10 protein-coding genes are annotated in these 10,763 nt (G+C 66.4%); 5 read left to right on the top strand and 5 right to left on the bottom strand.

The genetic code is table 11. The features are described from left to right. A partial coding sequence (locus Q7J58_RS02735) for an AMP nucleosidase (protein ID WP_304823075.1) occupies nucleotides 1-866 on the bottom strand: 866 nt, incomplete at its 3' end. A 51-nt stretch (nucleotides 867-917) separates the two neighbouring features. Here Q7J58_RS02735 and Q7J58_RS02730 point away from each other — a divergent pair. After that, a complete protein-coding gene (locus tag Q7J58_RS02730; protein WP_304823072.1) occupies nucleotides 918-2,198 on the top strand; it encodes a DUF4010 domain-containing protein in 1,281 nt (426 codons plus the stop codon). On the opposite strand, the gene gorA is transcribed toward Q7J58_RS02730, so the two are convergent. After that, nucleotides 2,195-3,601 (bottom strand): glutathione-disulfide reductase, encoded by a 1,407-nt coding sequence (gene gorA, locus Q7J58_RS02725; protein WP_304823069.1) that lies wholly within the window; start codon nucleotides 3,599-3,601, stop codon nucleotides 2,195-2,197. The two genes, Q7J58_RS02730 and gorA, sit on opposite strands and share 4 nt — an antisense overlap. A 217-nt stretch (nucleotides 3,602-3,818) precedes the next feature. Here gorA and Q7J58_RS02720 point away from each other — a divergent pair, with 217 nt between their 5' ends. Continuing rightward, nucleotides 3,819-4,574: an SDR family NAD(P)-dependent oxidoreductase gene (locus tag Q7J58_RS02720; protein WP_304823066.1), complete on the top strand. Its 756-nt coding sequence runs from the start codon at nucleotides 3,819-3,821 to the stop codon at nucleotides 4,572-4,574. A gap of 22 nt (nucleotides 4,575-4,596) precedes the next feature. Here the strand turns inward: Q7J58_RS02720 and Q7J58_RS02715 are convergent, their stop codons facing one another. Then, nucleotides 4,597-5,139, bottom strand: a complete 543-nt coding sequence (locus Q7J58_RS02715; protein WP_304823063.1) for a hemerythrin domain-containing protein — start codon at nucleotides 5,137-5,139, stop codon at nucleotides 4,597-4,599. A gap of 217 nt (nucleotides 5,140-5,356) precedes the next feature. Then, a complete protein-coding gene (locus tag Q7J58_RS02710) occupies nucleotides 5,357-6,208 on the bottom strand; it encodes a 3-hydroxybutyryl-CoA dehydrogenase (protein ID WP_304823060.1) in 852 nt (283 codons plus the stop codon). 230 nt (nucleotides 6,209-6,438) lie between these two features. Between Q7J58_RS02710 and Q7J58_RS02705 the strand changes: the two genes are divergently transcribed. Together Q7J58_RS02705 and Q7J58_RS02700 are read left to right on the top strand one after the other, a co-directional pair. Further along, nucleotides 6,439-8,070, top strand: coding sequence for a choline dehydrogenase (locus tag Q7J58_RS02705; protein WP_304823057.1), 1,632 nt, complete (start codon nucleotides 6,439-6,441; stop codon nucleotides 8,068-8,070). A gap of 34 nt (nucleotides 8,071-8,104) precedes the next feature. After that, nucleotides 8,105-8,404, top strand: coding sequence for an antibiotic biosynthesis monooxygenase family protein (locus tag Q7J58_RS02700; RefSeq protein WP_304823054.1), 300 nt, complete (start codon nucleotides 8,105-8,107; stop codon nucleotides 8,402-8,404). 208 nt (nucleotides 8,405-8,612) lie between these two features. Here Q7J58_RS02700 and rocF read toward each other — a convergent pair whose 3' ends face one another. Continuing rightward, nucleotides 8,613-9,530, bottom strand: a complete 918-nt coding sequence (gene rocF, locus Q7J58_RS02695; protein WP_304823051.1) for an arginase — start codon at nucleotides 9,528-9,530, stop codon at nucleotides 8,613-8,615. Nucleotides 9,531-9,680: 150 nt separating this feature from the next. Between rocF and Q7J58_RS02690 the strand changes: the two genes are divergently transcribed. Next, entirely contained in the window at nucleotides 9,681-10,763 is a 1,083-nt protein-coding gene (locus tag Q7J58_RS02690; protein WP_304823048.1) for a DUF6352 family protein, read from the top strand.

Here is a 10,763-nt window from a genome sequence, read left to right as displayed (position 1 = left end):
ACACCGATGTTCACCATGGTCATGCCGCTGCGGTCGGCGCGCATGAGGTGGTAGGCCGGCATTTGCGGCAGGCGCGGCGGTGGCGCGCCCAGTGCGTCGCCCGGTTCGGCGCTCAAGTCCACCCGGCGCGTGACCACGTTGCCTGGCTCCACAAACGCGGTGTATTCGCTGGCCGGGTTGGCCATTTCGGCATGACCCAGGCGAATGAATTCGTCGATGTAGAACTGGTAGTTGGTGAACAGCACGAAATTCTGGAACCACTCGGGCGCGGTGCCGGTGTAGTGGCGCAGGCGCTGCAGCGAATAGTCCACCCGGGGCGCGGTGAACAGGGCCAGCGGCTGCGCTTCGCCGGGGCGCGGCTCAAAGGTGCCGTTGGCAATGCCGTCGTCCATGGCGGCCAGGTCGGGCAGATCAAACACGTCGCGCATGAGGGCGCGGCGCTCGGCGCTCAGGCTGCCTTCCACGTGGTCGTGTTCGGCAAAGGAAAAATGGATGGGAATGGGCTGGGTGCTGGTGCCCACCTCCAGCTCGCCGCCGTGGTTGATCAGCAGCAGGCTGAACTGATCCAGCAGGTAGTCGGCGTAGAGGTCGGGCCGCGTGATCGTGGTCTCAAACCGACCCGGGCCAGCCACGAAGCCGTAGCTCAGGCGGCCGGTGCCCTGGTGTGATGCGCTGTGGGTATGCAGGCGCACGAAGGGATAACAGGCGCGCATGCGGGTGGCGTTGAGATCGGTGCCGGCCACGAAGTCGCGCATGGCAGCGCGCAAGAACTGGATGTTGTGCTGGTAGATGCGCTGCACCTGGGCCAGCGCAGCGGCCGGGTTGCGGTAAAACAGGGGGGCGGTGAAGGCGGGTGTCTTGTGCATGGTGCTATTGTGGCGCCGCTGCATGACACGATTGCCCGACTTGGAATACCCATGATGGATGCTGTTACCCCGGGGCTGAGTCCGCTCCTTGACCTGTCTGGCGCAGCCGCGACGCTGGCGGCCGCGTTGGGTTGCGGCTTGCTGGTGGGTATCGAACGCGAGCGGCGCAAAGGCACCGGGCCGGGGCGGGCGTTTGCCGGCCTGCGCACCTTTGCCTTGACCAGCGTGGTGGGTGCCGCTGCCGCGCTGACGCAAATGACGGGCCTGGTGGTCACCGGTGGGCTGTTGGTCGCGGCACTGGCCCTGGTGGCCTACGGGCGGGACCGCTCCGAAGACCCGGGCGCCACCACCGAGATCGCCCTGTTGTTGACCTACCTGGTCGGTGTGATCTGTGCGCAAAGCCTGCCGCTGGCCGCCGCACTCGCGGTCGGTCTGACCGGGGTACTGGCTGCGCGGGAACGGCTGCACCGCTTTGCCAGCCAGTGGCTGACCGAGGGTGAGGTGCGCGACGGCATCGTGCTGGCTGCACTGGTGCTGATGGCGCTGCCGCTGGTGCCCAACCGTCCGCTGTGGGGGCCCGTGCTCAACCCCCACGTCATCTTGCAATTGTTGGCCTTGCTGTTGGCCGTGCAGTCGCTGGCGCACCTGTGCCGTCGCCTGCTGCAGGCGCGCCACGCGGTGGCGTTCTCGGCGCTGGCTTCGGGTTTTGTGTCGAGCACCGCCACCATCGCCACACTGGGGCTGGCCGTGCGCGAGGGCCGTTCGGGCGCGCGCTTGATGGCCGGTGGTGGCTTGCTGTCTTGCGTGTCCACCCAGTTGCAGGTGCTGCTGGTGGCCGCTGCCGTGCAACCCGCCTGGCTCTCGGTGCTGTGGTTGCCGGCGATGGCGGCCGGGTTGATGGCCCTTGCCTGGGGCTGGTGGCTGGTGCACGGTGCGCCGGGGGATGCGGCCGGGGCTGCGACGGTGCCCGACGAAGACCGGATGTTCAGCCTCTGGGGGGCTGCGGGCGTGGCCGCTTTGCTCAGTGGCATTCAGGCGGGGGTGTATGCGCTGACGCTGTGGCTGGGATCGTCCGGTCTGCTGCTGGGCTCGGCTCTGGCGGCGCTGGCCGACTTGCACGCCGCGCTGGCGGCGGTGTTTGCCTCGGGCGCGCCCGTGGCCGGTGGGGCTGCCCTGTGGGCGGTGATGCTGGCGATTCTGGTGCACGCTGGCAGCAAGAGCGCCACCGCCGGTCTCGTGGGGGGCTGGCGTTACCTGGCCTGGCTGGCACCAGGCCTGTGGCTGCACATGCTGCTCAGCGTTGTGGGCATTTACGGGATGGCGGGCGTTTAGTTTCGTGTCGGCTCGCGCAAGGTCACAAACTCTTCGGCCGCCGTGGGGTGGATGCCGATGGTGCTGTCAAACACGGCCTTGGTGGCGCCGGCCTTCATGGCCACCGCGAAGCCCTGCACGATTTCGCCGGCCTCTGCACCCACCATGTGCAGGCCCACCACGCGGTCGCTGGCGCTGTCCACCACCAGTTTCATGAGCGTGCGCTCGGTGCTGCCCGAGAGCGTGTGGCGCAGCGCTTTGAACTCGCTGCGGAACACGGTGATGGCGCCAAATTTCTCGCGCGCGGCGGCTTCGCTGTAGCCCACGGTGCCGATGTTGGGGTGGGTGAACACGGCGGTGGGAATGAAGTCGTAGCTCATGTCGCGCGGGGGCTTGCCGGCGGCGGGGCCAAACAGCTGGTCCACCACCACCATGGCTTCGCCCAGCGCCACCGGGGTGAGCTGCACACGGTTGGTCACATCGCCCACGGCGTAAATGCTGGGCACGTTGGTCTGGTAGTGCGCGTTCACCAGCACCTCGTTGTGCCCGCCCTGGGCCACGCCCACCGTGTCCAGCCCCAGGCCTTGCACGTTGGGCACGCGCCCGGTGGCGTAGAGCACCGCGTCGGCCAGCACCGTGTTGCCGTCTTCCAGCTCCACGCGCAGGCCATCGTCGGTTTTGTGGATGTCCACCACACCGGCGTTCAGGCGCAGGTCCACGCCCGACTTGACCATTTCAGCGGCCACGAAGTGGCGAATCTCGTCGTCAAAGCCGCGCAACACCTGTTCGCCCCGGTACAGCTGCGTGACCTGGGCACCCAGGCCGTTGAAGATGGACGCAAATTCGCAGGCAATGTAGCCGCCGCCCACCACCAGCAGGCGCTGGGGAAAGGGCTCCAGGTCAAAAATGTCGTTGGACGTGATGACGTGTTCGCGCCCCACAAAATGCGGCACATGCGGCGTGCCGCCGGTGGCAATGAGGATGTGCTTGGCGGTGAAGTGCTGGTGGCCAGGGCTGCCGTCGGCGTGCAGTGTGGCCAGCGTGATGGCGTGTTCGCCGTCGATGCGGGCAAAGCCGTTGAACACGGTCACGCCCGAGCCGCGCAGCAGGTTGCCGTACACCCCGTTGAGGCGGCTGATCTCTTGGGCGCGGTTGGCTTTGAGGGTGGCCCAGTTCAGGCGCGGCGCGCCGTCTTGCTCCCAGCCGTAGCCACGCGCTTCTTCAAAGCCGTCGTGGTAATGCGCGGCGTAGCTGTAGAGTTTTTTCGGGATGCAGCCCACGTTCACGCAGGTGCCGCCCAGGCCGTCGGTGCCCAGCGTTTCGGCCAGCGCCACACGGGCGCCGCGCTGCGCGGCCATGCGGGCAGCGCGCACGCCGCCGCTGCCACCACCGATCACAAACAGGTCAAAGTCAAACGTGCTCATCTCAAATCCTTGGCAAAACGGGCCTCACGGCAACCGGGGGCTTGATGTTAAGCGGCCACCCAAAGTCGCTGGAGCTTCCAGCTCCAGAAAGCCCTGAAATCCAGCCGGAGCGGCAAGCAGCGGCCAGGTTTCAGCGGCCAGCGCGAACCGATGGCGGCGCAAGGGCCTTGTCAGCCCGGGCAGGCGCGCGCGGGCAGGGCCTGCCCATAATGCGCCCATGAACCCAAGCGATGTCCCCACGCCCGCCGAACAACCCATTTCACAGCCCGGCCTGAGCGTGGTGCTGGGCGGTACCGGTGGCATTGGCTCGGCGCTGGTGGCGCTGCTGCGTGCGCAGGGCTGCGCGGTGCTGGTCTTGGGCCGACAAACCCAGCCCGCACTGGACTACAGCGCTGAAGCCACCGTGGCCGCCTGCGCGCAACACGTGGCACAGCAACTGGCCCACACGGGTCTGCCGCTGGCCCGTTTGCTGGTGGCCACCGGTTTTTTGCACGGCACCACCGCCAGCGGCCAACGCACCGAGCCCGAGCGCTCGTGGCAACACCTGAACGCCGACGCGCTGGCCCACAGTTTCGCGGTGAACGCCATTGGGCCGGCGCTGGTGATGAAGCACTTTTTGCCGCTGCTGCCGCGCCAGGGCCGCTGCGTGGCGGCATTTTTGTCGGCGCGGGTGGGCAGCATCGGCGACAACGCGCTGGGCGGCTGGTACGGTTACCGCGCGTCCAAAGCCGCGCTCAACCAGCTGGTGCGCACCGCCGCCATTGAACTCGCGCGGCGCAACCGCGAAGCCCTGTGCGTGGCGCTGCACCCCGGCACGGTGGACACCGGCCTGTCACAACCCTTTGCCAAAACTGGCTTGCAAGTGCGCCCGCCCGCCGTGGCGGCGGGCGAGTTGCTGGGTGTGCTGGACGGCTTGCTCCCGGGCAGTTCGGGCGGGTTTTTTGACCACCACGGCTTGGTGGTGCCCTGGTGAATTGAGCGGCTGAGCGCAGACCTCAGGCCGGCAGGTCGGTGGCTTTGAGCGCGCGGCGCTTGGCCATTTCCCGGCCCACGCCCACCGTGTCCAGACTGGCCAGGCGCTCCTTGGCGGCCGGGTAGGCAATCGATTCTTCCAGCACGATGTGGTCGAGGTACAGCGCTTCAAACACCTCCAGCGCGTGCCGCAACTCCACGGTGTCAAACCACAGGTTGCCGTTGGTGGCGGCTTCCAGGCTGGGCGCGATCTGAATCCAGTTTTCTTCCAGCCAGCCGTGGTCTTGCACCAGGTGTTCGGTGGCTTGCACCAGCTCGGCGTTTTGGCTGTTCAGCAGCGCGGGAAAAATGTGTTTTTCTTCGTCCAGATGGTGCTGGCGCGCTTCACCGTTGAAGTACGTCAGAACGTCTCGGGCCAACGCCCGGTTGGCCTGGTTCAGGCCGTTGTTTTCAATGGCATCCACCAGCGCGTGCAGTTGTTGCAACTGCTGCTGGATCTCGCGGTGGGTGCTGTCGAGAAACTCGAAAACAGCGGTCGAGGGATGGGTGCGGGCAGCAGCGTTCATGAAAAACCCCAAGGCAGTGGATGATGGGGTCCATCATAAAAATGCTGCGCCGCAGCAGCTTGATCTGGCGCAAACAACAAGCCCACCGAAGCGGGCTTCCGATGCGCGTCTCATGACCGAAGCGCGTGGCTTCCACCCAGGATGCCGTGGAACGGGCTTGGCCCGGCCACAGGCATCGCCCCCTGGGGGGTGCCGCGCAGCGGCGCGGGGGGTTGGGTTAGTAGGTGTACACGCCCCGTTTGGTTTTGCGGCCCAGCCAGCCCGCCGCCACCATTTCCTTCAGCAGCGGCGCCGGGCGGTATTTGCTGTCGTTGTACTCGGCCATGTACACATTCATCACCGCCAGGCACACGTCCAGGCCAATCATGTCGGCCAGCGCGAGCGGGCCAATGGGCTGGTTGCAGCCCAGTTTCATGCCGGCGTCGATGTCTTCCGCCGTGGCCAGGCCTTCGGCCAGCACAAAAAACGCCTCGTTGATCATGGGCACCAGAATGCGGTTGACCACAAAGCCGGGGGCGTTTTTCACGGTGATGGGCGTCTTGCCCAGGGTTTCGGCCAGCGCCTTCACCGCGTCGTGCGTGGCGTCGCTGGTTTGCAGGCCGCGAATGATTTCCACCAGCGCCATCATGGGCACGGGGTTGAAGAAGTGCATGCCGATGAAGCGGTCGGGGCGCTGCGTGGCGGCGGCCAGCTTGGTGATGCTGATCGAGCTGGTGTTGGTGGCCACGATCACGTCGGCACCCAGCAAGCCGTCGAGCTGCTGCAGGATTTTGACCTTGAGCGCTTCGTTTTCGGTGGCGGCTTCAATCACCAGCTGCGCGCCCTTGAGGTCTTCGTAGTTCGTCGAGCCCTGGATGCGGGCCAGCGCCGCGTCTTTTTCGGCGGCGGTCATTTTGTCTTTCTTGATCAGCCGGTCCAGGCTGCTGGCCACGGTGGCCAGGGCTTTGTCCACCGCCGCCTGGGCAATGTCCACCAGCACCACCTGAATGCCGCTGGTGGCGCAGGCCTGCGCAATGCCGTTGCCCATGGTGCCTGAGCCAATAATGCCGACGGTTTGAATGCTGTTCATAGGGTTCACTCCTGTGTGTTTCAGGTTAAAAAATGGATTGTCCGGGTGCTGGTGTCTGCTTGCCCTGGCGGGCGTCACGCAAGCGTCTTCGCTAGGTGGCCACACCTAACGGTGCGCCTGGTGCCGTGCTAACTTGCCCCCTTATTGTCGCGTTGCATCTTGCAACGCTGTGACGGCGTGTGCGTGGTTCGCCCAGCAGAGCGATTCCCGTGCCTGACAACGGAGACCTCATGTTTGATTTCATCATCGTCGGTGGCGGCTCGGCGGGCAGTGTGCTGGCAGGGCGCCTGAGCGAAGACCCCGCCATGCGCGTGGCGCTGCTGGAAGCCGGCCCGGCCGACCGCAGCGTGCTCATCCATTGCCCTGCCGGCCTGGCCGTGATCGCCAAGTACCAGCTCAACGGCTGGGGCTACAACACCGTGCCGCAGCCGGGGTTGAACGGCCGCCGGGGCTACCAGCCGCGCGGCAAGGTGTTGGGTGGCTCCAGCTCGATCAACGCCATGGTGTACGCCCGGGGCCACGCCAGCGACTACGACCACTGGGCCGCCCTGGGCAACCCCGGCTGGTCGTATGCCGACGTGTTGCCCTACTTCAAACGCGCCGAACACAACGAACGCGGTGCCGACGCGCTGCACGGCCAGGGCGGGCCGCTGAACGTGATGGACCTGCGCAGCCCCAACCCGTTTTTGCCTGCGTTCATCGAAGCCGGTCAGCAAGCTGGCTACGCTCACAACAACGACTTCAACGGCCCCGAGCAAGAAGGCGTGGGCGCCTACCAGGTGACGCACAAAAACGGCGAACGCTGGAGCGCCGCCAAAGGCTACCTCACGCCCCACCTGGGACGGCCCAACCTGACGGTGATCACGCAGGCGCTGACCACCCGGGTGCTGGTGGACACGGTGAAAGGCCAGCCTTGCGCCGTGGGTGTGGAATACCGGCCCGATGGCGGGCGCGGTGCGCCCCAGACGCTCCAACTGAAACCCGGTGGCGAGGTGCTGCTGAGCGCGGGGGCTTTTGGCTCGCCGCAGTTGCTCATGCTCTCGGGCATTGGCCCGGCCGAGCACCTGCGCGGGCTGGGCATCAACGTGCTGCACGATCTGCCCGGTGTGGGCGAGAACCTGCACGACCACCCCGATGTGGTGATGGTGGTCAATGCGCCGACGTTGACCGACCTGTTTGGCGTGTCGCTGCCCGGCATGTGGTCCACGCTGAAAGGCATTGCCGAATGGCGCCGCGCCCGCCGTGGGCCGCTGACCAGCAACTTCGCCGAGGCGGGTGGTTTCATCAAAAGCGCACCCAATGAGGCCATACCCGATCTGCAATTGCATTTTGTGGTGGGCAAGCTGGTGGACCACGGCCGCAAGACGGTGCTGGGCCACGGTTATTCGTGCCACGTGTGTCTGCTGCAGCCCAAAAGCCGGGGCACGCTGCGCCTGGCCAGCACCGACCCGCAAGTGGCGCCGCTGATCGACCCCGCCTTTTTGAAGGACCCGGACGATGTGGCGCGGCTGGTGCGGGGCTTCAAGCGCGTGCGCGAGCTGATGCAGCAACCGGCCCTGGCGCGCCACGGTGGCCAGGAGTCGGCCGCTTCGCGCTCGGCACAGAGCGATGCGCAAATTGAACAGTTCGTGCGCAACCACGCCGACACCATCTACCACCCGGTGGGCACCTGCCGCATGGGCGCCGACGCGCTGGCCGTGGTGGACGCCCGCCTGTGTGTGCACGGGGTGGCGGGCCTGCGTGTGGTGGACGCGTCCATCATGCCGCGCGTGGTGGGCGGCAACACCAATGCGCCGGTGATCATGGTGGCGGAAAAAGCGGTCGATATGATTCGGGAAGACCGTCAAGCCGCGTTGGCCTGACCCTGACACAACCCATTCTCTTCGGAGCCCACCCATGATCCTCGAACACGCCGATATCCGCATCGACCCCGCCCGCGCCGCCGAATTTGAAGCCGCCATTGAACGCGGCGCCAGCACCGTCATCGCCCAGGCCCAAGGCTTCAAAGGCTACAAAGTCAACCGCAGCATCGAGAGCTCGGGCCGCTACATCCTCATGATCTACTGGGCCACGCTGGAAGACCACACCGTGGGCTTTCGCCAGTCGCCCGCGTTCGCCGAATGGCGCGCCATCGTGGGTCCGTTCTTTGCCCAGCCGCCGGTGGTGGAGCATTTGGAACTGGTGTGCAAGAGCTGACGCCGCTTGCCCACGCCAGCCCCCATCCCAGCCTTCCCCCAGTGGGGGAAGGGGCAAGATATGCCCCGCTGCGAGGCGCCTGTGCACACCATGTCTGACTCCCTCCCCCGCTGGGGGAGGGTTGGGGTGGGGGCTCTCCCAAACTTTTCAAAATGAGAACAGCTGGCACTGTGCAACGTTGTGCCCTAGAGCAGGCGGAACTTGACACCTACTTCTTCCGCATCAGCGTGGACTTGCCAAACAAGCTTTCAATCAAATCCACCGCCAGCAGCGCGGTGCGGTTGCGCACATCCAGCGCGGGGTTGAGTTCCATCACGTCCAGCGATGCCAGGCGGCCCGAGTCGGCGATCATTTCCATACACAGCTGCGCTTCGCGGTAGGTGGGGCCGCCGGGCACGGTGGTGCCCACGCCGGGGGCAATTTCGGGGTCCAGAAAATCCACGTCAAAACTCACATGCAGGTGGGTGTTGTCGTCCAGGCCCAGCAGCGCCTGTTCCATGGTGTGGCGCATGCCCATCTCGTCGATGTAGCGCATGTCAAACACCTCCAGCCCGGCTTCGTGGACCAGGCGCTTTTCGCCCGCGTCCACGCTGCGGATGCCGATCTGGCGCACCGCGCTGGCGGCTATGGCGGGCGTGTGGCCGCCGATGCCGGTGAGCAGCGCCGGGCCCTGGCCGCACAGCAGGGCCACCGGCATGCCGTGGATGTTGCCGCTGGGCGTGAGGGCGGCGGTGTTGAAGTCGGCGTGCGCGTCGAGCCAGAGCACGCGCAGGGTCTTGCCGGTTTCGCGGCAGTGCCGCGCCACCGCGCTGATGGAGCCCAGGCCCAGGCAGTGGTCGCCACCGAGCACGATGGGCATGTGGCCCCGTGCCAGTTCGGCGTACACGGCATCGTGCAGGGTCTGGTTCCACTCAGCCACCTCGGCCAGATGGCGGTAACCGTCGGTGGGCGGTTGCCAGGGGTTGGCCGGGCCGCTCAGGTTGCCGCCGTCGGTGACCTGCAGGCCGTGGCTTTCCAGCACCGCCTGGATGCCCGCCACGCGCAGCGCTTCGGGCCCCATGCTGGCGCCGCGGGCGCCGGCGCCAATGTCGGTGGGGACACCAATGAGACTGATGGTTTTTTGCATGGCCTTATTGTGCGGTGAGATGCCTGGGGCGGCCCAACCCCGTCGGCCGCGCGGTGTCTTTCAGGCCTTGCACACCCGTTGCGCGGGTCACAGACAATCCGCTCACGTTTTCAAACGCTGGCTGCCCACCCGCCAGCCACACATACCGCCATGTTCCCGTCTGCACTTCCCATCTGGTCTTCCTGCGGCTTTGAGCTGTTGGAACGCACGCCCCGCGGCTGGCTCTGCCCCACCGATGCCTACTGGCGCCTGTGGTTGGCGCGGCCCGAACTCGCCTTGGTGGACGAGTCGTGCACCGCCGAACAGGCCCTGCACGCCTCGCTCATGCAGTCGCCCACGCGGGCGGTGTCGGCCGCCGAGCTGGAGGCGTTGGAAGACACGGACGCGCGTGCCAACCACCGCCTGTTTTTAACGTTTCGCGATGCCGTGGAAGCCGCCGGTTCGCTGGAGGCAGCCTATGCCGGCTTCTTCAAGGCCGGTGCCATGTCGGTGCCGCCCTTGTTTCTGGACCTGATGGTGCAGGCCATGGTGTGCAACCTGTTGCAGGACGAGCCCGATGCCTGGCAATGGCGCGCCGCCGAGCTGCTGTTTCGCCGCCAGCGCGTGAGCGTGCAGGACGGCCGCGTGCTCAGCGGCGACAGCGAGGTGCTGGACCTGTTGAATGAGACCGGCGGGTTGGGCGCGGTGGGCCGTCTGCTGATGCAGGGCGGTGCGGCGGTGCCGGTGGTGCAGATGGAGGTGCTGGGCGCCGAGAGCGCCGGGCGCTACATGAACGGCTTGGTCGGCGCCGGGCGGTTCAACTTTTTGCTGGACCTCACGCACGAAATTCAGCGCGAGCTGCCGCACGGCCTGACGCTGACCATGAACCGCGCCGATTCGGGCCTGAAAGCGCTGGCGCAGGTGCTGGAGAAATGGGTGCGCCATTTCCTGGGCGTGGGGGTGCAGATCCAGGCCGAGTCGCGCATTGAAGACCCGTCCTGGCGCTGGCATGTGGGCCTGGATGTGGAATCCACCCGGCTGTTGAACGACCTGTACACCGGCCAAACCGTGGCGCCCGAGCGCCAGCAGCGGCTGATCAGCCTGTTCAAGCTGCGCTTTGACGACCCGCAACACATGCGCGCCGACGTGCAAGGCAAACCGGTCTACCTGGGTCTGGCCATGGCGGCCGATGGTCTGCTCAAGCTGAAACCGCAGAACCTGCTGCTGAATTTGCCACTGGCCCGGGCCGACTGA

Origin of the sequence: Hydrogenophaga sp. (assembly GCF_030656115.1) — a bacterium.
Taxonomy (GTDB): domain Bacteria; phylum Pseudomonadota; class Gammaproteobacteria; order Burkholderiales; family Burkholderiaceae_C; genus Hydrogenophaga.
The sequence above is the reverse complement of the archived record's forward strand: the minus strand, read 5'-3'. Positions and strand labels throughout refer to the sequence as shown.

Excerpts from the sequence above, each read along its gene's own strand:
- Q7J58_RS02730 (WP_304823072.1), top strand. The coding sequence starts at position 918 with ATGATGGATGCTGTTACCCCGGGGCTGAGTCCGCTCCTTGACCTGTCT.
- gorA (WP_304823069.1), bottom strand. The coding sequence starts at position 3,601 with ATGAGCACGTTTGACTTTGACCTGTTTGTGATCGGTGGTGGCAGCGGC.
- Q7J58_RS02720 (WP_304823066.1), top strand. The coding sequence starts at position 3,819 with ATGAACCCAAGCGATGTCCCCACGCCCGCCGAACAACCCATTTCACAG.
- Q7J58_RS02715 (WP_304823063.1), bottom strand. The coding sequence starts at position 5,139 with ATGAACGCTGCTGCCCGCACCCATCCCTCGACCGCTGTTTTCGAGTTT.
- Q7J58_RS02710 (WP_304823060.1), bottom strand. The coding sequence starts at position 6,208 with ATGAACAGCATTCAAACCGTCGGCATTATTGGCTCAGGCACCATGGGC.
- Q7J58_RS02705 (WP_304823057.1), top strand. The coding sequence starts at position 6,439 with ATGTTTGATTTCATCATCGTCGGTGGCGGCTCGGCGGGCAGTGTGCTG.
- Q7J58_RS02700 (WP_304823054.1), top strand. The coding sequence starts at position 8,105 with ATGATCCTCGAACACGCCGATATCCGCATCGACCCCGCCCGCGCCGCC.
- rocF (WP_304823051.1), bottom strand. The coding sequence starts at position 9,530 with ATGCAAAAAACCATCAGTCTCATTGGTGTCCCCACCGACATTGGCGCC.
- Q7J58_RS02690 (WP_304823048.1), top strand. The coding sequence starts at position 9,681 with ATGTTCCCGTCTGCACTTCCCATCTGGTCTTCCTGCGGCTTTGAGCTG.